The sequence below is a fragment of the Georgenia alba genome, assembly GCF_042665525.1.
GTDB classification, from domain to species: Bacteria; Actinomycetota; Actinomycetes; order Actinomycetales; family Actinomycetaceae; genus Allobogoriella; species Allobogoriella alba.
The window spans coordinates 287,695-310,737 of the sequence record NZ_JBHTCQ010000002.1 but is presented as its reverse complement, the minus strand read 5'-3'; the positions used below and the strand labels follow the sequence as shown (position 1 = coordinate 310,737).

20 protein-coding genes are annotated in these 23,043 nt (G+C 71.9%); 9 read left to right on the top strand and 11 right to left on the bottom strand.

Annotation, left to right across the window (positions count from 1 at the left end):
- Positions 1 to 243 precede the first annotated feature (243 nt).
- Positions 244 to 1,581: an alpha/beta fold hydrolase gene (locus tag ACFQQL_RS11400; protein WP_382394409.1), complete on the top strand. Its 1,338-nt coding sequence runs from the start codon at positions 244 to 246 to the stop codon at positions 1,579 to 1,581.
- 44 nt (positions 1,582 to 1,625) lie between these two features.
- A complete protein-coding gene (locus ACFQQL_RS11395) occupies positions 1,626 to 2,162 on the top strand; it encodes a MarR family winged helix-turn-helix transcriptional regulator (RefSeq protein WP_382394407.1) in 537 nt (178 codons plus the stop codon).
- 4 nt (positions 2,163 to 2,166) lie between these two features.
- Here ACFQQL_RS11395 and ACFQQL_RS11390 read toward each other — a convergent pair whose 3' ends face one another.
- Genes ACFQQL_RS11390 through ACFQQL_RS11355 form a run of 8 tightly spaced genes read right to left on the bottom strand, consistent with a single transcriptional unit; the run spans position 2,167 to position 10,740 of the window.
- Positions 2,167 to 3,357, bottom strand: a complete 1,191-nt coding sequence (locus ACFQQL_RS11390; protein ID WP_382394405.1) for an MFS transporter — start codon at positions 3,355 to 3,357, stop codon at positions 2,167 to 2,169.
- Entirely contained in the window at positions 3,354 to 4,604 is a 1,251-nt protein-coding gene (locus ACFQQL_RS11385) for a 2-hydroxyacyl-CoA dehydratase (RefSeq protein WP_382394403.1), read from the bottom strand. The genes ACFQQL_RS11390 and ACFQQL_RS11385 overlap by 4 nt, the downstream gene beginning before the upstream one ends.
- On the bottom strand, positions 4,601 to 5,710 hold the full coding sequence (locus tag ACFQQL_RS11380) for a 2-hydroxyacyl-CoA dehydratase (RefSeq protein WP_382394401.1): 1,110 nt from the start codon (positions 5,708 to 5,710) through the stop codon (positions 4,601 to 4,603). The genes ACFQQL_RS11385 and ACFQQL_RS11380 overlap by 4 nt, the downstream gene beginning before the upstream one ends.
- A gap of 1 nt (position 5,711) precedes the next feature.
- Positions 5,712 to 6,947 carry a CaiB/BaiF CoA transferase family protein gene (locus tag ACFQQL_RS11375; protein WP_382394399.1) on the bottom strand — a complete coding sequence of 412 codons (1,236 nt, stop codon included), beginning with the start codon at positions 6,945 to 6,947 and terminating at the stop codon, positions 5,712 to 5,714.
- Positions 6,948 to 6,954: 7 nt separating this feature from the next.
- On the bottom strand, positions 6,955 to 8,076 hold the full coding sequence (locus tag ACFQQL_RS11370) for a CapA family protein (RefSeq protein WP_382394397.1): 1,122 nt from the start codon (positions 8,074 to 8,076) through the stop codon (positions 6,955 to 6,957).
- A complete protein-coding gene (locus ACFQQL_RS11365) occupies positions 8,073 to 8,888 on the bottom strand; it encodes an amino acid ABC transporter ATP-binding protein (protein WP_382394395.1) in 816 nt (271 codons plus the stop codon). The genes ACFQQL_RS11370 and ACFQQL_RS11365 overlap by 4 nt, the downstream gene beginning before the upstream one ends.
- Entirely contained in the window at positions 8,885 to 9,790 is a 906-nt protein-coding gene (locus ACFQQL_RS11360) for an amino acid ABC transporter permease (protein WP_382394393.1), read from the bottom strand. The genes ACFQQL_RS11365 and ACFQQL_RS11360 overlap by 4 nt, the downstream gene beginning before the upstream one ends.
- A 17-nt stretch (positions 9,791 to 9,807) precedes the next feature.
- The gene (locus ACFQQL_RS11355; protein WP_382394391.1) at positions 9,808 to 10,740 is read right to left on the bottom strand and encodes a transporter substrate-binding domain-containing protein; all 933 of its coding nucleotides are present in this window, start codon (positions 10,738 to 10,740) and stop codon (positions 9,808 to 9,810) included.
- Positions 10,741 to 11,015: 275 nt separating this feature from the next.
- Here ACFQQL_RS11355 and phnD point away from each other — a divergent pair, with 275 nt between their 5' ends.
- The 7 genes from phnD (at position 11,016) to ACFQQL_RS11320 (ending at position 18,812) form a co-directional block, all read left to right on the top strand.
- On the top strand, positions 11,016 to 11,984 hold the full coding sequence (gene phnD, locus ACFQQL_RS11350; protein ID WP_382394389.1) for a phosphate/phosphite/phosphonate ABC transporter substrate-binding protein: 969 nt from the start codon (positions 11,016 to 11,018) through the stop codon (positions 11,982 to 11,984).
- Entirely contained in the window at positions 11,977 to 12,744 is a 768-nt protein-coding gene (gene phnC, locus ACFQQL_RS11345; protein WP_382394387.1) for a phosphonate ABC transporter ATP-binding protein, read from the top strand. Before phnD ends, phnC begins: the two co-directional genes overlap by 8 nt.
- On the top strand, positions 12,737 to 14,374 hold the full coding sequence (gene phnE, locus ACFQQL_RS11340) for a phosphonate ABC transporter, permease protein PhnE (protein WP_382394385.1): 1,638 nt from the start codon (positions 12,737 to 12,739) through the stop codon (positions 14,372 to 14,374). Before phnC ends, phnE begins: the two co-directional genes overlap by 8 nt.
- Positions 14,375 to 14,400: 26 nt before the next feature.
- Positions 14,401 to 15,612, top strand: coding sequence for a cytochrome P450 (locus tag ACFQQL_RS11335; protein ID WP_382394383.1), 1,212 nt, complete (start codon positions 14,401 to 14,403; stop codon positions 15,610 to 15,612).
- Positions 15,609 to 16,526, top strand: a complete 918-nt coding sequence (locus tag ACFQQL_RS11330; RefSeq protein WP_382394381.1) for a PaaX family transcriptional regulator — start codon at positions 15,609 to 15,611, stop codon at positions 16,524 to 16,526. The genes ACFQQL_RS11335 and ACFQQL_RS11330 overlap by 4 nt, the downstream gene beginning before the upstream one ends.
- The gene (locus ACFQQL_RS11325; RefSeq protein ID WP_382394379.1) at positions 16,523 to 17,905 is read left to right on the top strand and encodes a prolyl oligopeptidase family serine peptidase; all 1,383 of its coding nucleotides are present in this window, start codon (positions 16,523 to 16,525) and stop codon (positions 17,903 to 17,905) included. Before ACFQQL_RS11330 ends, ACFQQL_RS11325 begins: the two co-directional genes overlap by 4 nt.
- Before the next feature lie 70 nt (positions 17,906 to 17,975).
- On the top strand, positions 17,976 to 18,812 hold the full coding sequence (locus ACFQQL_RS11320) for an SDR family NAD(P)-dependent oxidoreductase (protein ID WP_382394377.1): 837 nt from the start codon (positions 17,976 to 17,978) through the stop codon (positions 18,810 to 18,812).
- Between the two features lie 21 nt (positions 18,813 to 18,833).
- On the opposite strand, the gene ACFQQL_RS11315 is transcribed toward ACFQQL_RS11320, so the two are convergent.
- The 3 genes from ACFQQL_RS11315 to ACFQQL_RS11305 all read right to left on the bottom strand — a co-directional run bounded on the left by ACFQQL_RS11315 (position 18,834) and on the right by ACFQQL_RS11305 (position 22,973).
- Positions 18,834 to 21,083, bottom strand: a complete 2,250-nt coding sequence (locus ACFQQL_RS11315; RefSeq protein WP_382394375.1) for a glycoside hydrolase family 2 protein — start codon at positions 21,081 to 21,083, stop codon at positions 18,834 to 18,836.
- Positions 21,084 to 21,156: 73 nt separating this feature from the next.
- Positions 21,157 to 22,062 carry a carbohydrate ABC transporter permease gene (locus ACFQQL_RS11310; protein WP_382394373.1) on the bottom strand — a complete coding sequence of 302 codons (906 nt, stop codon included), beginning with the start codon at positions 22,060 to 22,062 and terminating at the stop codon, positions 21,157 to 21,159.
- 2 nt (positions 22,063 to 22,064) lie between these two features.
- Positions 22,065 to 22,973: a carbohydrate ABC transporter permease gene (locus tag ACFQQL_RS11305; protein ID WP_382394371.1), complete on the bottom strand. Its 909-nt coding sequence runs from the start codon at positions 22,971 to 22,973 to the stop codon at positions 22,065 to 22,067.
- Between the last annotated feature and the right edge of the window lie 70 nt (positions 22,974 to 23,043).

Here is a 23,043-nt window from a genome sequence, read left to right as displayed (position 1 = left end):
CGAAGGCGACACTTATCAAGCTACCTGATATCGCACGCACCGTATTGGGTCACCCGGAGACCGTCAACGTCCGCCGCCGCGGCTCTCCGCGCCCCACCATGCAGCTGGGCTCAGTATCAAGTTCCTTGACACTCGATCCACCGTTCGCCATGCTCCTTGCGTCCGCTGTCGTGCCCGCCGCTCACCACCGCGCACGGCCGCCGGACGCGCCGCAACGATGACGTTGAACGATGGAGGCAGCCCGTGAACCGCACGACCCGTCGCCCCCGCACCCGGGTGGCCGGCGTCCTGGCCGCGACGCTCGCCGTCTCGGTGCTCGCCGTCGCGCCGGCCTCCGCCGACGAACCGACCGAGGTCTCGGGCACGCTCGACGACACCACCCCGTACGAGTTCCTCGTCCCACCGGACTGGAACGGCACGGTCTTCGTCGACCTCGACTTCGCGGGCGGGACCGTGACGCCCACCCATCGGGCGCTGCTCGAGGACGGCGCGGCCTACGGCGGCACCAGCCGGGCCGTGACCGGTTGGGACATCTCCCAGGCGATCGACAACCAGGTCGAGGCGGTCCACCGGTTCGCCGCCGAGGCCGGCGAGCCCTCGCGGGTGATCGCGATGGGCGCCTCTATGGGTGGATTCGTCGCCGCCGGCGTCGCCCAGGAGCACCCGGAGGAGATCGACGGCGCGGTCGCGATGTGCGGTGGGCTGTCCGGCGCCGTTGCCCAGTGGAACCAGAAGCTCGACACCGTCTTCGTGCTCTCCGAGCTGACCGACCCCGCCGGCGACCTCCCCGTCATCGACATCCCCGACCGGGACGCGGCCATCGCGGCCTGGCAGGCGCACCTCGCCGACGCCCAGCAGACCCCCGAGGGCCGGGCCCGCATCGCCCTCGCCGCGGCCATCGGCCAGCTCCCCGCCTGGTCGGAGTCGGCACCACGACCCGACCCCCGGGACACCGCCTCCTACCAGGCCGGGTGGTACGGCGCGCTCTCGGGCGACAGCCTCCCCTACATCGGGCAGGCGATGAGCAGCCGCCACACGCTTACCCAGGTGTACGGCGGGAACCCGTCCTGGAACGTCGGGATCGACTACGCCGTGCAGCTGGAGCGGGTCTCCGACGAGGCCCGCGCCGTCGTCGAGCGCCTCTACGGCCAGGCCGGCCTCTCGCTGCAGGAAGACCTCGCCGCCCTGCGCGACGCGCCGCGGATCAGCGCCGACCCGGACGCGCTGACGCGGTTCGCCCGGCTCGACGTCACCGGCGAGCTCGACGTGCCCGTGGTGACCATGAACAACATCGGGGACCAGATCTCCACCGTTGCGCAGCAGCAGGAGTACCAGCGCGAGGTCCGGGAGGCCGGCAACGCGCGGCTCCTGCGGCAGACCTACGTCGCCTCCCCCGCACACTGCGGCTTCTCCGACGCCGAACGTCTCGCCGCGGCGCACCTGTTGCTCGACCGGCTGGACCGCGGCCGGTGGACCGGTGGCGAGTCCAGCGAGGAGATGAACCGCACCGCGGAGTCCTTCGGCCTCGGTGCGGCGCGGTTCCTCACGTACCAGCCCGACCGGTTCAACCGGCCGTACTGATGCCGCCCCGTCCCGGCACTGGCCCGGCCGCTAGGGTCTCAGGAATGGCCGACCTCGAACGCGACCCGCGGGGCTCCCCCGCACCCGCGCGGCTGAACTACACCGCCAACCGGCTCGCGCGCGCGTTCAACAGGGCGGCGGAGAACACCGCCCTGGCCAACGGGGTGACGCTCGCCCAGCTCCTCATGATCCAGGTGCTGGGTGAGGGCGTGCCGCTGTCGAACGCCCAGCTCGCCCGGCGCACGTTCGTCAGCTCCCAGGCCGCCCACATCGTCCTGACCGAGCTCATCGCGCAGGGCCTGGTCGAGTACCGCGACCACCCGACCAACCGGCGGGTCCGGCTCGCCCGGCTCACCGAGGCCGGCTGGGCCGTCCTGGACCGGTGCACCCAGGAGCTGGTCGCCGTCGAGGACGAGCTGCAGCGCCGGCTCGGCACCGCGCCCGGCGACTCCCTGACCGAGATCCTCACGCACACGGCCGACGTGCTGGCCGGCGGCTACTTCGGCGACGCCGAGGCGGAGGCGGCCGCCGTGGCGCGACGGCGCCGGCCCGCCCGTGGGCGCCCGGCACGCCGGAGCTGAGCATTCAGCCGCGGTGTCGCGCCAGCACGAACGCCGCGACGCCGAACGCCGCCGCGCACCCGACGGCGAGCGACACTCGCCCGGAGGTGGCGTCGATGACCGCACCCATGAGCAGTGCCCCGAACGGGGCCATGCCGTAGTTGCCGAGGGTCACCAGCGACATCACCCGGCCGAGCGCCCGCGGCGGCGCCGAGACCTGCGCCGCCGCGTGGAGCACCCCGAGGTAGTAGCCGAACCCGAGGCCGAGGACCGGCCCGAACCACAGCAGCAGCGTCAGCGTGGGCGCGGCGGCACTGAGGAGCAGCCCCATCCCGTACAGGGCCGCGCCACCGGCGAGCGTGCGCACCGAGACCGTCGGGCGTGCCGCGGCGAGCAGCCCGCCGACCACACCGCCGACGGCGTTGAGCGCGTGGATCGCGCCGACCGCGCTCGCGCTGCCCGCGAAGGTCAGGGTGACCGTGGCGGTCAGCACCAGCATGAGGTTCGTCGCGAGCAGCGCGACGACCACGTTCACCACCAGCAACGTGGCGATCCGCCGCTCGCGCAGGAGGTCGCCGATTCGCACCGCGGCGTCCTCGCGCTGGACCGGACGGGGGTACAGGCCGGACGGGCGGATGGCCAGCAGGGACAGCAGGACGAGGACGAACGAGGCGGCGTTGAGCAGCATGCAGCTCGCCGGCCCGAGGCTCTCGAACGCCACCCCGGCGAGCCCCGGCCCGATGGAGCGGGCCGCGGCCTGGGAGATGGTGCTGATCGAGACGGCCCTCGAGAGCAGCGCGGGGCCGGTCAGCTCGACGATGATCGCCTGCGCGGCGACCCGCTCGAACGCGTGCACGGACCCGAGCGCGGCGACGAGCGTGTACAGCAGCCACACCGACGGCGACTCCCCGGCGACGACGACGGCGAGCGCCCCGACGATCGCTGCCGAGGCACCCGCGGCCACCAGCAGGATGGTCCGCGGCGCGATGCGGTCCGCGAGGCGGCCGGCCGGGATGCTGAGCAGCAGGATCGGGGTGAACTGGGCGACCGTGACGCCGCTGAGCGCCGCCGCGCTGCCGGTCACCTCCAGGACCACGAGGGACAGCGCCAGGTTCTGGAACCACGAGCCGGTGTTGGTGGCGACCTGACCGGCGAAGTAGACCGAGAAGTTGCCCCGGCCGAACGCGGCCAGCACTCCCCCGGACCCCGCCCTCATGCCCGGGCCGGGACCCGATCGCGCAGGAACGTGGCGATCCGCTCGGGGATCCGCGCGGCACCGGTCGAGCGCGAGTCGGCGTTGCTGGCGCGGATCTCCAGCACCGGGACCCCGTCGACCTCGAGCGCCTCGGTGATGAGGGTGCCACCGGGAGTGTCGTCCGCGACCAGGTGCACCACGCCGTCGATCCCGTGGGTGCGGGCCTGGTGCACGTACCACTCGCTGGAGAACGGCGGCACGTAGAGCAGGTCGGTGAGGCCGACGAAGCGGGCCGCGAGCGCCCGCACCGGGTCCTCGCCGTACCGCGGGTAGCCGTCCGCGGCGATGGCGAGGTACATCGACCACACGAACACGGCGCCGAACTCCTCGTGGAAGCGGCGGTAGGTGTCGAGGTCGCCCCACAGGCCGCGGCCGATCCACATCAGCCGGCGCCGCTCCTCGGCGCAGACCGCGGCACCGCGGTCGATCCGGGCGGCGATCTCCTCGTGCAGCGACCGGGCGGCGGCCACGGCCCAGGCCGAGCCGCGGTGCCACTGCGGCACCATGACCGCGGGCATGGTGTCGTTCACGAGCACCGGGGTGGGCCGCGCGGCGGCGATGAGGTCGCGGGTGCGGCGGTTCCACTCGGCCTGCTCGTTGCCGCGCGCCATGACCTCGGCCAGTCGGTCCCTCTCCAGCCGGCGGCCCGTGCCGTGCTCGAGCCAGGCGATGAGCTCCTTGATCTCGTCCTGGAGCAGGTCGATCCGGTCCGGGCCGAAGACCTCCTCCCACGCGTGCGGCACGAGGTCCCACCAGCGCGACGGCGCGGGGTCGGCACCCGTGCGGGACAGCAGGAACGCCCGCGTCCCGGGGCGTTCGCCCCACTGCTCGAAGATCTTCTGCGTCACGTCACCACTCTTCTCGGCGACGGCGAACGTCGGCGCGGGGAGCCCGCCCCACGGCTGGTCCTGCTCCGGCAGGTCCTGGGCGCCCAGCGGCATGGCGTCGTACTGCTGGCTGAAGTCCGGCAGCCCGCGGGCGGCGACGCGCGCCATGCTCGCCGGGCCGGCCCGCTTGGCGGCGATGATGGAGGCCCACCACTGGCTGACCACGTAGGGGATGTCGAGGGCGCGGAAGATCTCGTGCGGCACGTCGGCGCTGACGAGGGCCAGCGGCTCGCCCGCTCGCGCGCGCCGCGCCGTCTCGGCGAACCACTGCTTCTGGTGGCGGATCGCCGCGGTGGCCGCGTGGAGCCGGTCGGCGGTCATCGGCCTGCCTCCCTTGCCGTGGCCGCCGCGACGAGCTCGTCCGTGGCCGCGGCGGCCACCGCGAGCGGGTCGTCGCCGATCCGGGTGCGCGCGACGAACGGGATACCCACTCGCCGCAGGGCGGCGTCCTGGACCGGGGCATCCCACGCCGGTGCGTCGTCATGGGCGCGCGCGAGGCACAGCACCCCGCGCGCTCCGGTCCGGCGCACCGTGGCGAGAAGATGCTCCGCGCGCACCGACGACCGGGACCGGCTGGCGGCCGGCGGCCGCCGCGCGTGCCTGCGGGCCAGCGCACCGATCAGGGCGTCCAAGTCGCCGTCGCCATCGCAGCCCCCCTCGTCGGCCGCGTCGATCCACGTCGCGTCCCCGGTGTCGTGGTCCTCGGCGACGACGCAGGCCCCGTGCCGCTCGATCTCCGCGTACACGCTCGCGTCGGGGTGGTTGCTGCCGGTGACCACGATCGGCACAGCGTCGTCGTCGCCTACCTCCCCGGCGATGGCCGCGAGGGCGTCGGTCGGTGGCAGCGTGGCGGCGGCGCGGTACGCGCCGAGCGCGGCGGTCCCCGTGACGTGCTGCCCGGCCCGCCGGTCGCGCAGGCGGGCCAGCGCGGTGCCGACCTGCTCGTCCGAACGCCACGCCTCCGCCAGGTCGTGGCTGGTCGGCCGCCGCCCGGTGAGGCCCGCGCAGAACTCGGCGAGCCGGTGGTAGCTCCGCTCGACGAACCGTACGCGAGGGCCCTCGGGGTCGGGGCGGCCGGTCACCGGGTCGTCGCACCGCGGGGCGTCCAGCAGATGCACCGGGACGGGCAGGTCCCCCCGGTCGGCCAGGACGCGCAGGACGTAGAACAGTCGCAGGTGGGCCGCGGAGTCGTGGCACACCACGAGTCCCGCGAGACCCTCCAGCCGGCCGTCTTTCGGCCCCTCCAGCAGGCCGTCCAGCAGCCGCGCGGCCGCGGCGTCGACGGCGCCGAGCAGGGCCGCCGCCCGCGCCGAGACCGGCCCCGACCAGGCTCCGGACAGCCGCACCGGGACCGCACCGTGCGCGAGCACGACCGGACGCGGGACGTCGTTCCCGACGACGCCGAGCCGCTGCGCCGGCCGGCCCACCTCAGAGCACCCCGGCGCTGCGCAACCGGTCGATGTGGTCGGGGTCGTAGCCGAGCTGCTCGCGCAGGACGGTCTCGGTGTGCTCCCCGAGGCCCGGCGCGGGACGGGTCAGGTCGACGGTGCTGCGCGAGAACACGACCGGCAGGCCGCTGCCGTACAAGCCGTCGTGGTGGCCGAACCGCGGGTGCACCAGGGGCACGACGTCGCCGCGGCTGAGCACCGAGGCATCGCGCACGGCCTCGGCCGTGTCCCGCACCGGCGCCGCCGGCGCACCGTGCCGGTCCAGCGCCTCGAGCACCTCCGCCAGCGCCCGCTCCGCCGCCCAGCCGGCGATGAGGCCGTGCAGCCGGTCGGCGTTCGCGACCCGGGCGTCGCGGGTGGCGAAGTCCGGCGACTCGAGCAGGTCCTCACGGCCCATGGCGCGGAACACCCCCCGGGAGAACGGGTCGGTCGGCGCACACAGGGCGAACCAGCCGTCCACGGCGCGGAAGGTCCCGAACGGGGCGAGCCGCGGCACGTGCGCACCGGTGCGCAGCGGGAAGCCGACGGACTCCAGCGCGTCGAACGGCTCGCACGCGACGAGGGAGGTGAGCGCCCCGAGCATCGAGACGTCCACGTGCTGGCCCTCGCCGGTGCGTTCGGCGTGCAGCACCGCGGCCATGGTGCCGATCACCGCGAAGAGCGGGGCAACGAGGTCCCCCACCGGGAGCCCGAACCGCACCGGCGGCTCGCCCGGCTCGCCCGCGGTCATCATGACGCCGCTCAGCGCCTGGATGATGGTGTCCATCGCCTTGCGGTCCCCGGCGTCACCGGTCGCGCCGAAGCCGGAGATCGAGGTGTACACGATGCGCTCGTTGACCTGCCGCGCCGCCTGGTAGTCGACCCCGAGCCGCCTGGTCACCCCGGCGCTGTAGTTCTCCACGACGATGTCGGCGTCGCGCACCAAGTCGAAGAACACCTGCTTGCTCTCGGGGTGCTTGAGGTTGAGGGTGATGCTCTCCTTGCCCCGGCCGCGCGCCATCATCGAGACGGACATGTCGTCGGGTGACCGGCGAGTCAGGCTCAGCCCGTCCGAGCTGAGGTAGGGCGAGTTGTTCCGCGACGTGTCGCCGCCGCGCTCGGGGTTCTCGACCTTGATCACCCGAGCCCCCATCCCGGCCAGCAGCAGCGTGGCGTACGGGCCGGCCAGGGCCGTCGTCAGGTCGATCACGGTCTTGCCCTCGAGCGGAGCGGTCATGGTCACCTCAGTGTTCGGTCTCAACGGTCAGTCGGTCGCCGCGCCAGGCGAACCGGTTCGGCAGCCCGGCATCGCGGGTGATGCGGCGGATGTACTCCCCCACCTGCCCGCCGCCCGCGTCACGGGCGAGCGGCACCGGGGCGGCGTCGTCGTCGATCCGGCACGGCACGAGGCTTGCGGCCACGGCGCCGTCGTCACCGACCTCCAGGGCGGCGATCGCGGTGTTGCGGCTCTCGGGATGGAACGGATACTCGGGCATCGACGGGTCGGGCTCGAAACCGAACAGCGCGGCGCGCCGGCGCGCCCAGGCGGCGCGTTCGGGAACGGCCTCGGTCACGCTGAGCGCGCCGGTGACGGTGGCGAAGTTGCCGAGGCCGTGCAGGATCGGCCGGCCGCGGTAGACCTCGACGCCCTTGAGGATGTGCGCGTGGTGCCCGATGACGGCCGCCGCGCCGGCGTCGATGGCGGCGCGGGCCACCTCGTGCTCGTAGGCGGCGAGCTCGGCGGGCACGTGCACCAGGCCCTTGTGCAGGGCGAGAATGATCGTGGCGTCCGCGGCGGCGTGCCCGGCGATGCGGCGGCGCAGCTCCGCCAGGGACCCCGGCTCGACGACGGTGTGGATCCGGGGCGGGCCGCCGGGGTTCGCGCCGAGCGTCTCGTAGTGCGTCAGGACCTCGACGTGGGCCGCGCCGGGCTTCGTCGCGGTCGCCCAGGTCTCGCGCGGGCCGACGCAGTTCACGCTGAGCACGACGACGCGCCGCCCGCCGTGCTCGACGACGGCCGGCTCCCACGCCGCCTCGAGATCGGGTCCGGCGCCGGTGGTGAGCAGGCCGCGTTCGGCGCAGTGCCGCCTCGTGTCGGCGATGCCGGCGGGACCGAGGTCGAAGACGTGGTTGCCGGCGAGGGTCAGCACGTCGAACCCCGCCGCGGCGACCGCGTCCAGCGCCGACGGCGGCGCCGGACGCGCCGGGACGTCCGTGGTCATGACCTCGCTCGCCGTCGTGTGGGGCACCTCCAGATGCCCGACGACGACGTCCCCCTCGGCGAGCACCGGGGCGGCCGCCCGCAGCAGCGCGGTCGCATCCGGCCGCTCGAGGATGAGGTCACCGGTCGCGTAGATCAGGGTCACGGCTGCTCCGCGGGTGCCGGTGACGCCGAGGAGCGGGCCAGGAACCCGCGCAGCCGGTCCGAACGGGGGGCGGAGAAGAACTCCGCCGCCGGACGGTCCTCGACCACGTGCCCGTCGGTCATGAAGACGCAGCGGTCGGCCACGTCCCGGGCGAAGTCGAGCTCGTGGGTGACCACGACCATCGTCATGCCGGTGGCGGCGAGCGCCTTGATCGTCTGCAGCACCTCGCCCACGAGCTCGGGGTCGAGGGCGCTGGTCGGCTCGTCGAACAGCAGGATCCTGGGGTTGGGCGCCACCGCCCGCGCGATCGCCACCCGCTGCTGCTGACCGCCGGAGAGGTGGCGCGGATAGGCATCCGCCTTGTCCGACAGGCCGACCTTCTCCAGCAGCTCCAGGGCGCGCTCACGCGCGGCGGCGGGCGCGACGCCGTGGACCCTGACCGGTGCCTCGGTGATGTTCCGCAGCACGGTCCAGTGCGGGAACAGGTTGAACTGCTGGAAGACCATGCCCATGCGCCGGCGCTGGCGTTCACGTCCCGCCTCCGTCAGCGGGCGGACGTGGCCGCGGTGCTCCTCGTAGCCGAGCAGCTCTCCGTCCAGGTACATGGCGCCGCCGTCGATCGACTCCAGCAGGTCGATGCAGCGCACCAGGGTGGACTTGCCGGACCCGGACGGGCCCAGGACGGCGACCACCTCGGACGGGTGGACGGCGAGGTTCACGCCGTCGAGCGCGGCGAGGTCGCCGAACTGCTTGGTGACGTTGACGACCTCGAGCAGCGGGCTGCGCTCCGCCGTCGTGCGTGCCTCGTTCACGCTCCCGCCTCCAGCCTGGCGCGCCGCGCCGGCGCGGTCCGTTCGGTGCCCCGGCCGAAGTGCCGCTCGACCCGTCGCTGCACCAGGGTCAGCAGGGTGACGACCACGAGGTACCAGACGACGGCCACGATCAGCATCGGCACGACCTCGTACGTGCGGTTGTAGATGACCTGGACCGAGTGCAGCAGGTCGCCCATCGCGATGACGCTCACCAGTGAGGTGCCCTTGAGGAGGGCGATGACCTGCGAGCCGGTGGGCGGGATGATCACGCGCATGGCCTGCGGGAGGACGATGCGGCTGAAGGTGTGCCACCGGCTGAAGCCCATCGCGGCCGCGGCGTCGCGCTGACCCTGGTCGATCGAGAGGATGCCGGCGCGGATGATCTCCGCCATGTAGGCCGCCTCGTGCAGCGACAGCCCGATGATCGCCGCGGTGAGCGGCGTGATCAGGTCGTTCGTGGACCAGCCGAACAGCTCCGGGCCGCCGGGCAGGCCGATGGAGATGCGCGGCAGCAGGTAGGCCAGGTTGAACCAGAAGATGAGCTGCACCAGGGGCGGGACGCCGCGGAAGAACCCGACGAAGACGATCGATGCGACCCGGGCCGGGACGAAGCTGCTCAGCTGCCCGGCCGCCAGCACGGTGCCCAGGATCGAGCCGAGCACCATGCCGATCACGGTGAGCAGCACGCTCATCACGAGCCCGAGCAGGACGCTCGGGTGGAACAGGTACTCGGCGACGACGTGCCACTCGAAGCGCTCGTTGGTCACCAGGAACGCGATCACCGCGAGCGCGACGACGGCGAGCACCACCGTGCCGACGATCCGCCAAGGATTGACTCGGCTCCGTGCCGCCGCCACGTCGACGGTCCGAGGACCGGCCGCGGCGGCCGTTGCGTGCGACATCGGGGACCTCCGCAGACCTACTGGCCGCTCATCGGGTTGAGCGTGGGCGCGTCGACCATGACGTCCTCGAGGCCCCACTCGCCCATGACCCGTTCGTACTCGCCGTTCTCGAAGATGGCCTCGAAGGCGGCGTGCATGGGTTCGGCCAGGCCGTTGCCCTTGGGCATGAACATGGCGAGCTGGTCGGTGCCTGCGCCCTGCTCGTCCGTCTGGACGATGTACTCGTACGTGCCGGGGTCGCTCGCCTGGAGATCGAGCGCGGCCGACTCGGTGGTGCCGGCGTAGTCGGCCCGGTCGGAGTTGACGGCGAGGAAGGTCGAGTTGGTGTCGTCGAAGCCCATGAACTCCGCCGGCTCGAGCCCCTCGCCCGCGCACCACTCGTTGTAGAGCTCGAGCTGGCTCTCCGTGACCGAGCCGGTCACGCCGGCCACGCGGGCACCGCAGAGTGCGGTCGGCTCGCCGAGCTCGTCCTGCCGCTCGGCGGAGTAGACGTAGGACGTCCGGGTGGTCATCCAGACCACGGCGTCGAAGTCCGCCTCCCGTTCCGGGGTCGTGCGGACGGGGCCGTTGAAGGCGTCGTACCGGCCGGAGAGCATCCCGGTGAGGATCGCGTCCAGGCCGCTGGTGAGCTGTGGCTCGAACGGGACGCCGAGCTGCTCGGCGAGCGCGACCTGCAGGTCGGGGTCGATCCCGGTGACCTCGCCGCCGTCCTCGACGGTGCGGTACGGCGGGTGGGTGTCGGTCGCGATCGTGATGGCGCCCGCGTCCTGGATCTCCGGGGGAAGCTGGTCGTACAGGGGCGCGTCCGGGTTGACCTCACCCGATGCGCCCGGCGAGCCGCCGCCGGCGTCACCGCCGGTATCGCCGCCGCCGGTGCCCGACGTGCATGCGGCGAGGGCGAGGAGCACGCCCGCGACCGCGGCGGTGGGAGCCAGTCTTGTCCGTGTCATGACATCTCCACATCGTCGTGGTTGGAGGGGTTCACGGCCGAGTCATGCGCAACGGAAAATATCATAGAACTTGATACTCCGTCCGGGCTGCGACGGCCGCGATGAATCGTTGACGCCTTCAACGATCACTGCCATCCTGGCGCACACACCACATCGCTCGAGGCAGTGACGCAGCAGCGACAGGCAACACTTTTCCGCCCGATCGACCACGTAGGTGTGGTCGGTTGTCACGAACTCCATCTCCCCTCCCGACACGAAGAAGAAGGTCGCGTCCCATGAAGAAGAAGCAGATCGTCGCCGCGGCGCTGGGCGCGGCGATGGCCGCCGCCCTCGCCGCCTGCGGCGAGAGCCCGAACGCCCGCGGCGGGGACGACGCGCTCGTGCTGGCGGCGGTGCCCGCGGAGGCCAGCGAGGAGCTCGAGGCCTCGTTCGAGCCGGTGGTTGCCGCCCTCGAGCACGAGCTCGGTCGCGAGGTCACGTTCGAGGCCGTCAGCAGCAACAGCGGTGTCATCGAGGCGCAGGTCTCCGAGCGCGTGGACATCGCCGTCTACGGCGCGTTCAGCTACTTCCTCGCCAGCACCAGGGCGGACGTCACCCCGGTCGCCGTCGACGTCCTCGGCCCTGGCATGGACCCGGGCGTCCCCGCCTACGGGGTGGTCCCTGCCGGTTCGGACATCACCTCCCTGGGCGACGCCGCCGGCGCGGACGTGTGCTTCACCGACCCGGCGTCCACCACCGGGTACCTGGCTCCGGCAGCGGGGCTGATCGAGGCCGGCGTCGACCCGGAGGCCGACGTCAGCCCGACGTACGCCGGCGGTCACGACACCGCGCTCTCCTCGATGCTCGCCGGCGACTGCGACCTGGCGTTCGCGGCCGCCACGTTCGTCGACGTGCTCCTCCCGGCCAGGGGTGAGCTCGACCCGGACGAGGTCGAGGTCGTCTGGGAGTCCTCTGTGGTCCCCGGCCCGCCGTTCGTCGTCGGCAACTGGCTGGACGAGGAGCTGCGGACCCAGATCACCGACGCACTCACCAGCTACGACGCCGTCTCTGCCGCCGAGGCGGGCTTCTGCGAGGGCGCCGAGCAACCGGCCCCCGAGCCGTGGGGCGACGTCGCGGGAGAGCCGTCCTGCATGTGGGGTGGCACCGGCGCCTATGCGTTCGTGCCCACCGACGACGCCGCGTACGACCCGATCCGGGAGATCTGCGAGGTCACCGAGGCGGAGGTCTGCACCGAAGGTGACTGACACATCGCCCACGCGCGTCCGCCTCGCCGACGTGACCAAGTCCTTCGGTGCCGGCCCGGTGCTGGACCGGGTCGGCCTCGACGCCGCCCAGGGCGAGTTCGTCGCGCTCGTGGGCCCTTCCGGCGCGGGGAAGTCCACGCTGCTGCGGCTTCTCAACGGCATGCACGCGCCGGACTCCGGCACGGTCGAGGTCCTGGGGACCGACCCGGCAGCCTGCTCGCGGCGAGCGCTGCGGACACTGCGCCGCGACGTCGGCTTCGTCTTCCAGGACTTCGGCCTGGTGGGCCGCCTGACCGCGCTGGAGAACGTCCTCATGGGTGCGCTGGCCACGCTCCGGCTGCCCCGGTACGGCGTGATGACCTACCCGGCGAGCCTCCGGGCCCGGGCCGTGGAGAACCTCGAGCGGGTGGGCCTGGTCGAGCATCGCTTCCAGCGGTGCGACACCCTCTCCGGCGGTCAGCAGCAGCGGGTGGCCATCGCCCGGACGCTGATGCAGGACCCGCGGGTCATCCTCGCCGACGAGCCGGTCGCCTCCCTCGACCCGGCCACCTCGGTGGCCGTGCTCGACGTCCTCGGCCGCATCGCGAAGGAGGACGGCCGGACGGTGCTGTGCTCCCTGCACCAGGTCGACCTCGCGCTCCAGGTCGCGGACCGCGTGGTCGCGCTGCGGGGCGGGCACAAGGTCCTCGACCGGCCGGCGGGCGAGCTCGACGAGGCCGCCATGCGCGCGGTCTACGCCGCCGAGGCCGGGCATGGCTGAGACGGCAGTGGCGCAGCCCGTCCGGGCCGGGTCGGCCGCGGGCGCGGCGCCCAGGTCCCAGGCCTGGCTCGTCGCCCTGCTGCCGGTCGTCTACGTGGGCGTGTCCCTCTTCGGCTTCTGGTGGATCGACGTCTCCCCCTCGTCCCTCGTCGCCGGGTGGGAGGACACCCGGAACCTGCTCGGCCGGATGACGCCCCCCACGTTCGGCTCGCCGGCGACGGTTGCGCGCCTGGTCCTGGAGACTCTGCTGATCGCGGTCGCGGGGACGTCCCTGGCAGCCCTGGCGTCCGTGCCGCTCGGTGCCGTCTGCGCGGCGACCTGGACGGGCAACCGCGTGGTGCAGGGTGCGGCGCGCCTCGTCGTCGTCATCACCCGTGCCATCCCCAGCCTGGTGTTCGCGATCATCTTCGTCCGGCTCTTCGGCATCGGCCCGATGGCCGGCGGGCTCGCCGTCACGGTGCACTCGGTCGGGATGATCGCCAAGCTGTACGCCGACCACCTCGAGGAGCTCGACCGACGCCCCCAGGACGCGGTGACCGCGACCGGTGCGGGCCGCCTCCAGACGTTCGTCGCCACCGTGTTCTCGCGGTCGTTGCCCGCGCTCACCGGGATCGTGCTGTACCGGCTCGACATCAACATCCGCGCCTCCGCGGTGCTCGGCATCGTCGGCGCCGGAGGGATCGGCGTGGCCCTGCAGACCGCGATGGGCAGCCTGGACTACCGCCGCGCCGCCGGGATCGTGCTGGTCATCATCGGCCTCATCCTGCTCCTCGAGGTCATCTCCGTCACGGTGCGACGTCGCCTGTCCGTGCACCGCCACTCCGGCACCACCGCCCACCTGCTGCCCGCCGGCCGCGTGCCACACGCGGTCGGCTGGGACGGGCCACGGCGGCGGCGCCTCGCGCTCGGTCTCGCCGTCGTGGCGCTGTTCGCCGTCTCGCTCTGGTCGCTCGACGCCGACCTCGCCCGCGTGCGGGAGTCGATCCCGGCGGTGGGGCGGCTGCTCACTGGGATGGTGCCGCCCGCGCTCAGCGGCGCCGTCTTCCTCGGGGTGCTGGAAAGCCTGCTCATGGCGATCAGCGCGACCACCGTCGGGGTCGTGGCCGGCCTCGTCCTCGCCGTGCTCTCGACCGACCTGCTGGTCCGGAGTCGCGCGTTCAACGGCGCGGTGCGGCTGGTGGTCGTGCTCATGCGCGGCGTCCCGGACCTCGTCTTCGCGCTGCTGTTCGTGGCCGCCCTCGGGCTCGGCCCGTTCCCCGGCTTCCTGGCGCTGGCGATCTCGTGCACCGCCCTAGCGGCGAAGTTCTTCACGGACGCGCTGGAGAGCCTGGACCCGCTGCCGCGCGAGGCGCTGGAGGCCACCGGGGCCTCCCGCGTCCAGGTGTTCGTCAGCGCTGTCTGGCCGCAGTTCGTGCCCTCCTTCCTCGGCAACGGCCTGTTCACCTCCGACCTGGCGCTGCGTGAGTCCACCGTGCTCGGCATCGTCGGCGCGGGCGGTATCGGGTTCCTGCTGCACGAGTCGGTCGGCACGCTCCGTTACGAGACCACCAGCGCGATCCTCGTCCTGCTCGTCGTCGTGGTGCTCGGCATCGAGTCGGCGGCCCGGTGGGTCCGGCGGAAGGTCTTCTGAGGTGACCGGAAAGGTGGATGAGAACGATGAGTGACCAGATCCCGCCGGGTGGCTGCCCCGTCCGTGACTCCGAGTGGGACCCCACCGAGCCGGAGACCTTCGGCAGTGCCCAGGTCACGTACGCCCGGTTGCGGCGGGACAACCCGTTCCCGTGGAGCGAGGCGTTCGGCGGCTTCTGGTCCGCGACCACGTACGACGACGTCGTCGCCATCGCACGCGACACGGAGACCTTCAGCACCGCCACCCAGAACGTGGTCCCGCACGTGCCGCGCACCGCCCGCCGGCCGCCGCTGCACTACGACCCGCCGGAGCAGACCGCCTTCCGCGAGGTGATCGATCCGAGCTTCCGCCGGGCCGAGGTGAAGGCGCTGGAGCCCCGCTTCACCGCGGCGGCCGAGACACTGCTCGACCCGTGGCTCGCGCACGGGGCCTGCGACTACGCCCAGGACGTCGCGATGCCCTACGTGGCGCAGTGCTTCGCCGAGTACCTCCGGGTGCCGACCGAGGTCGCGCTACGGGTGCGGGAGATCGGGGTGCGGTACGCCTTCGCGATCCAGGACATGGACAAGCTGGCCGTCCTGGCCGCCAGCGACGAGCTCTACGCCATCGCCCGAGACCTCTACGACGCCGACGACCCCGGCACCCTGGTGCGGGATCTGCGCCGGGCGGCGACCGACCCGGACAACGCGGTGGTCACCGAGCAGACCGCCGTCGCCACCGTCCGGCAGCTGATCGTGGCCGGGATGGGCGCACCGCAGGCGGTGCTCGGCAGCGCCGTCGCCCACCTCGCCCAGGATCCCAACCTGCAGGACCGGCTGCGCCGGGACCGGGCGCTGCTGCCCGCCGCGGTCGAGGAGCTGCTGCGCCTGTACGCGCCGTACCGGGTGTTCGCGCGCACCGCGAACCGCGACGTGGAGGTCCGCGGCCGGCTGGTCCGCGCGGGTGAGCCGATCACCCTGATCTACCCGTCGGCCAACCGTGACGAGACGAGGTTCGACGACGTCGACACGTTCCGGCTGGACCGCCGTCCGAACAAGCACCTCGCGTTCGGCCGCGGCGCGCACCGCTGCCCCGCGGCGTCCATGGGCCGGTCCGAGCTCGTCATCGCCCTGGACGTGCTGCTGACCCGCACCGCGTCCTTCGGGCTCGACGGCGAGGTCGAGATGATGAACTGGCTCGAGTTCGGGCCGCGCTCGGTGCCGCTCCGCCTGGTGCCCGCCACCGAGGACGCGCCATGAGCGAACGAGCCGCTCACCTCCCCCGCCGCCAGCGGGGGGCGCAGCCGCAGCGGCTGCTCACCACCCTGCTCGGGGACTACTGGTTCGCGCGCTCGGACCCGCTGCCCTCGGCGGTCCTGGTCCAGCTGCTCGGCGAGTTCGGCATCACCAGCGCGAGTGCCCGGGCGGCGATCCAGCGGCTGGCGGCCAGGGGCTTCCTGGTCAGCGAGCGGCGCGGCCGGCAGACGTGGTACGCGGTGCCGCCCAAGAGCGAGGACGTGATCCAGCGGCACGTGCGCAACGTGTTCGGCCCGCCCGGGCCGGAGTCGTGGGACGGGCAGTGGACGGTCGTGTCGTTCTCGGCACCGGACCCCGGTACCCGCCGGCTGCTGCGCGAGTCCCTGCGGCGGCTGCGGTTCGGGCGGCTCGACGACGGTTCCTGGATCTCGCCCTGGCACCGACCGGACGAGCTCGCCACGCTCGATGCCCACGCCACCACGGGCCGGCTCACGGTCTTCCGGGGCCAGCACGTCCCCCTCGGCGGCGAGCGGGACCTCACCGAGGCGTTCGACCTGGACTCCATCGCGGCGCGGTACCGAGCGTTCACCAAGAAGGTCCGCGGCGTCGACGCCGAGCCCGGCGCGTCCGACCCGTCGCGGGCGCTCCGCGTCCGCACCGAGACCATGGCGGCCTGGCGGCGTGTCATGGCCGACGACCCGCAGCTCCCCGAGCAGCTGCTGCCGCCCGGGTGGCCCGGGACGGCGGCGCGCGCCGCCTGCGTGCGGATCTACGACGGGCTCGGCCCGACGGCGCAGCGGCGGTTCCGCGGCATCGTCGCCGAGCACGCCCCGGACCTCGCCGGTCTGGTCACCCACCACACCTTCCGGGGCCACCGTGCCGAGACCGCCCCCACCGGTCGAAGGAGATCGCCGTGAGACCTCTCATCGCCACCGCCGCCGCCGTCGGCCTCACGCTGCTGGCCGCCACGCCCGCCGTCCCACAGGCCGCCGTACCGCCGGCCGCCGGGGCGTCCTCGACCGTGACCGGCGAGCTGGACAGCGGCGCCCAGTACGTCCTGGAGGTCCCCGAGAGCTGGAACGGAACCCTCCTGGTCTTCAGCCCCGGGTACATCGGCGGTGACGGGGGCGGGCCCGCGGAGAGCGCGCCGTCCGCCGCCACGCGTTCGTGGCTGCTGGCCGAGGGGTACGCCCTGTCCGGCTCGCAGCCGCCCACCGCCGGCTGGGCGGTCGCGGACCTGCTGCGGGACCAGGACGACGTCGTCGCCGTCGCGGCAGAGCACCTCGGAGCACCGGACCGCACCATCGCCTGGGGCACGTCCATGGGCGGGCTGACGTCCGCGGCCCTGCTCGAGGTCCATCCGGAGGTGTTCGACGGCGCCCTTCCCCTGTGCGGGTCGGTCGCCGGGGCGGTCGGGATGCTCAACGCCGGGCTGGACGCCTCGTTCGCGTTCCGCACCCTGCTCGCCCCGGACAACGAGGCGATCGAGCTGGTCGACGTCGACGACGAGGTCGGCCGTGCGGCCGCGGCGCGAGAGGTGCTCGACGCCGCGCAGGGCAGCGCGGCCGGTCGCGCACGAATCGCCCTGGCCGCGGCCTTCGCCCAGCTCCCCACCTGGACCGAGCCCGGCACCGACCGGCCCGGCCCGCGCGACTGGGCCGCGCAGCAGGAGCAGCAGTACGCGGCCTTCATGTGGTCCGTCTTCTCGCCGCGGCAGCCCTTGGAAGCACGTGCCGGCGGCAACTTCTCCTGGAACACCGGCGTGGACTACCGCGAGCAGCTGGCACGGTCCGGGAACGTCCGGCTGGTCCGCGCGCTGTACCGGGACGCCGGGCTGGACCTCCAGGCCGATCTGGACCGCCTGAACGCCACCGAACGCATCGAGGCCGACCCGGACGCCGTGGAGTACATGCTGGCGAACGCCACGCCGAGCGGCGACATCGCCGACCCGGTGCTGACGCTGCACGAGTCCGGCGACACCGCACCGACCGTCACCCAGGCGAGTGCCTATGCCGACGCCGTCGCCGCGTCCGGGAACGCCCGCCTGCTCCGGCAGGCGTTCGTCGACCGTCCCGGCCACTGCGGCTACACCGCCGCCGAGACCCTGGCCGCGCTGACGGCGCTCGAGGACCGCATCACGACCGGTCGGTGGGGTGACCTGGCGACGAGCGCGTCACTCGACGCGCGTGCGGCCCGGATCGACGCAACCAGCCCGATCGACCTCGGTACCGCCGAGTTCGCTCGCCTTCGCGTCGACGACTTCCTCCGCCCGTACTACCCGGTCCGGGACCGCTGAGCGCCCCCAAGGTGATGGAGTGCCGTTTGCGAGAGACTGGCAGCCCGAATCGAGAGTCGAGGAGCGAATAGTGGAGATCTCAGGCAAGGTGTTCGTCGTCACCGGAGCCGGCAACGGCATCGGCCGCGAGGTGGTGCTCGCCCTGCTCGGCCGCGGCGCCCGGGTCGCCGGCGTCGACGTCAGCGAGGCGGGTCTGGCCGAGACCACCAAGCTCGCCGACGCCGGTACGCGGCTGTCGACCCACGCCGTCGACCTGACGGATCGCGCCGCCGTCGACGCGCTTCCCGAGGCCGTCACGGCCGCGCACGGGCAGGTGGACGGTCTCCTCAACGTCGCCGGCATCATCCAGCCGTTCGTCCGCGTCGAGGACCTGACCCACGAGCAGATCGAGAAGGTCATGGCGGTGAACTTCTGGGGTGTCGTCAACTCGGTCAAGGCGTTCCTGCCGCACCTGCTCGGGCGGCCCGAGGCCGCCCTGGTCAACGTCAGCAGCATGGGCGCGCTCGCGCCCGTGCCCGGGCAGTCGGCCTACGGGGCGTCCAAGGCGGCGGTGAAGCTCTTCACCGAGGGCCTGTACGCCGAGCTCAAGGACACGCCCGTCAGGGTCACGGTCGTCTTCCCCGGCGCGGTGGCCACCGGCATTGCCACGAACTCTGGTGTGGACATCGCGGGCCGGGACCAGCCGGCGGAGCAGACGACGCCGAAGACGACTCCGGCGCCGCTCGCCGCCCGGCAGATCGTCGAGGCGGTGCAGAGCGGCCCCTACCGCATCACCATCGGCAGCGACGCACGGATGCTGGACCGGTTCGCCCGCCTCGCCCCGCGGCGGGCCACCGAGATGATCGCGGACAAGATGAGGTCGCTGCTCGGTGACCGGGGTGCTGGTAGCGAACGTCCGAGCGCGTGACCGCCACGGCCTGGTGCGCCGCTACCTCACCTCGAAGTCCAGGAAGTTCTCCGACAGCACCTCACCGCCGCCGTCCATGACGGACATGGTGAGCCGGTGGGCGCCGGGTTCCGCGTCGGCCGGGATGTCCCAGACGACGTTGTCCGCCTGCTCCACCGAGTCGGCCGGCAGCGTGCCCGAGAAGGTCCGCCCGGTTACGGGCTCGCTCGCCCCTCCCGCCCGGATCTCCCAGGCGATCCGGGCGCCGTCGTACGCGGTGTCGACGTCGTTGGTCACCCACAGCTTCCCAGCGAACGTGCTACCGCGGGTGTAGACCTTCTCGCGACCGAGCACGTACGGGGACGCGTCGCGCTCGAAGCTGACGAGCACCCGCGTGTAGACGGCCTTCATCCAGTCGTAGACCTTGTACGGGCGCCGGTAGTAGTCGAGCAGCCCCGAGCCGATGATGGGGCACGAGTCGCTCCAGTAGTAGAGGTACATGGAGGCGACCGGGCCGTACTTGCGTTGCCGGAAGAACTCGATCTGCTCCTTGACCACCAGCGCCTCGTACGACTGGTAGTTGTCGATGAACTCCTCGAGCGAGCTGCCCAGCTCGACCTTGGCCCCCTTGAACGCGAGGTCGTAGAAGAGGCCGTGGTACTCCCACGTGTCCCAGTCCGGCGGCCAGAGCTTGTCCTCCGGGATGAAGGTCCTGAGCGTCTCCAGGTTCGGGATCGACGCGGCGCCGAACTCGACGATCTGCGGTTGGACGATCGTCGTGTGCATGTCCTTGTCGCCCGGCTGGACACCACCGATCATGAGGTTCTGCGCGCCCTCGCGATAGTCGCCGAGGTGGATCCACCGCGTCGGGTCGACGGTCCCGAGGGTCTCCTTGAGGATCTGGCACAGCCGGAAGTAGTTGTTCGGCTTGTCCGGGAGCAGGTAGATCTCCGGCTCCTTGAAGACCGACCACATGCCCAGGCTCGCGTGGTTGACGAGCATCTCGCCCATGTCTCGGATCATCTCGGACGCACGCGCGATGAAGTCGTCGCTGTCGGAGACGCAGTAGTGCAGCGGGAACACCTGCCAGACGAGGAACCCCAGCTCGTCGCACATCGTGTAGAAGTCGTCCGGCTCGACGTGGCTGCCGATGCGGATCGAGTTGATCTGCATGTCGAGCATCTTCTGCAGATCCGCGTCCCACAGCTCCCGGTTGCCCTCGCTGAGCCACTGCGACGTGATGTAGCGCATCCCGCGCAGGAAGATCCGCTTGCCGTTGAGGTACCACTGGCCGGTGGCGTCGTCGTGCCGAATCTCCTTGATGCCGAAGCTCTGGTCGAGATGGTCCTCGTGCACCCGCACGGTCGCGGTGTACAGGTCGGGCCGACCGTGGTCCCATGTCCACCACAGCCGCGCCTCGGGCACGGTGAGGACCAGCTTGACGACAGAGCGCCCCGGCGGCAGCACGAGGGTGCGCTCCCCGCCGCGGGTGGCGGGCCCGTCGAAGGTCTTCGGGGTGATCGTGAGGTCGGCACGGGCGACGACGGTCTCCCCGGTCGTGTTGACGACGGTCGCGTCGACGGCGACGAGGCCCGTGCCGTCGGGCTTGTCGAGCTGGTCGCCCAGCCAGTCCTTCTTGATGCCGATGCGCGTGAAGATGCGGACGTTGTCGACGTAGACGTCGGGGCGGGCAACGAGGTCGATGCTCCCCCACGGCCCGCCGGAGGTGCCGTCCTGGCGGAACTTCGTCATCGACCCAGGGCGGTGCATCGCGTCGATCATGTGGCCCTTGATCTGGCTGATCGCCACGGCTTGATGCCGCTGGTACTCGTCCGAGAGCGGGTTGTCCGAGAAGACCGCCTGGACGTACTCCGTCTCGTCCCGAGGCGCGCCGTCCTTGAGCACGATCACGTTGTCGCCTCCCGGGTCGACGACGTCGGTGATGTCGAACTCGAACGGGTTGAACATGCCCTCGTGATGGCCGAGGTAGACGTCGTTGACCCACACGTCGGCGTAGTAGTCCACAGCCTCGAACCGCACGAAGAGACGTTGGCCGGCCAGGTCGGCCGGGACGGTGAAGTGTCGCCGGAACCACACGGTCCCGAAGAAGTCCCCGATCTCGGTCAGGTACCAGTTGGTCGGCAGGTCGAGCTCGGGCCAGTCGCCGTCGTCGTGGGCAGCGCGCGCGTACTCGCTCGGCGCGCCGTCGGACGCCTTGTACCCGTCTTCCAGGCGGTACTTCCACGTGCCGTCGAGGGTCGCGGTGGCGCGTCCCTGATGGAGTGAGATCACGGTTCTCCTTCTGTTCTCGTGGTGCGGATCAGGTCGGAGGCCGGGAAGGCGGCGGAGCCCGACGGAGCCCCCGTCATCCCTTGGCTCCCGTCGTCGCGATGCCCTCGACGAGATACTTCTGCGCCGCGATGAAGAACCCGACGACGGGCGCCAGGGCCGCCATGGACATCGCGAACAGGGCGCCGTGCGAGGACTGGCCCGTGGCGTCGAGGAAGTTCCGCACCGCGATCGGCACGGTGTGCATGACCGGCTCGTTGAGGTAGATCAGCGGCGTGAAGAAGTCGTTCCACGTCCAGATGAAGGTGAAGATCGCCGTCGTCGCCAGCGCCGGCAGCGTCAGCGGCATGATGATGCGCCAGTAGATGCGGAACGGCCCGCAGCCGTCGATCTTGGCCGCCTCGTCCAGCTCCCGCGGCAGCGAGCGGATGAACTGCACCATGAGGAAGATGAAGAACGCATCGGTGGCGAGGAACTTCGGCAGGACCAGCGGCCAGAACGTGTCCACCCACCCGATCGCAGAGAACATGACGTACTGCGGGATCACGACGACGTGGTACGGCAGCATGATCGTCAGCAGCACGACGCCGAGGATCCAGCCCGCGGCGCGGAAGTTCAGTCGCGCGATGGCGAACGCGGCGAGGGAGCAGGAGAACAGGTTCCCGACGACGCTGGCGAGTGCGACGAACAGCGAGTTCTGGAAGTACACGTCGAAGCCGTACTCCAACGCCGTCCAGCCCTCGACGTAGTTCTCCAGCGTCCAGTGCTCAGGCCAGAGTCCGGGGCTGGAGAAGATCTCGTTCTGGGGCTTGAACGAACTCGACAGCATCCACAGCAGCGGGTAGAGCATCACCACGAGCGCTGCGATCAGCGCGATGTGCTTGAGCATCTGCTTGAAACGCGACGGCGTTGGGCCGGTCGACGTGGGGTGCGGCGCCTCGGCCGCCTTCCGGCTGCGTTCGCGTGCCTGGAGCACGGTCATGGTTATCGCCCGTCCCCGTAGAAGACCCAGTAGCGCGACCCGATGAAGTTCGCGGCGGTGAAGATCCCGATCCCCAGCAGGAGCACCCATGCCATGGCGGACGCGTAGCCCATCTCGAACTGCACGAATCCGCGCTGGTAGAGGTACAGCGTGTAGAACAGCGTCGAGTCGACCGGACCGCCGCTCCCGCCACTGACGATGTAGGACGGTGTGAACGCCTGGAAGGCCTGGATGAACTGCAGGACGACGTTGAAGAAGACCACCGGAGTCAGCAGCGGCAGCGTGATCCGGAAGAACTGGCGGACCCGGCCTGCGCCGTCGACCGAGGCGGCCTCGTAGTACTCGCGCGGGATCTGCCGCAGTCCCGCGAGGAAGATGACCATCGGGGAACCGAACGTCCACACATTGAGCACGATGAGGGTCGACATCGCCCACTGCGGGTTGCCGATCCAGCTGATCCCTTCGATCCCGAACAGGCCGAGGAAGGCGTTGAAGATCCCTTCCGAGCCGAACACCTCCCGCCAGAGGATGGCGATCGCCACGCTGGCCCCGAGCAACGACGGGAGATAGAAGGCGCTGCGGTAGATGCTCATGCCGCTCAGGCCCCGGTTGAGCACGAGCGCGAGCGCCAGCGCGAACGCCAGCTGCAAGGGCACCGAGATGAAGACGTAGCGCAGCGTCACACTCACGGAGGTGAGGAACTTCGGGTCCTGGAACAGCTCCCGGTAGTTCTCGAGCCCGACCCACGTCGGCATGGCGACCAGCGGGTAGTCGGTGAACGAGATGACCAGCGAGGCGATCATGGGGATGGCCGTGATGCCGACGAAGCCCAGCAGCCAGGGGAGCAGCATGATCCAGGCCGCCCGGGCCTCGAGTCGGTTCTGCCTCGAGATCGGAGTCTTCTTGGTCATCGCATCCGTTTCATCGGTGCTCGCTCCGACGCTGCTTGCACCCCCGGGCGGGCGCGGCCGGGTTCGCGTG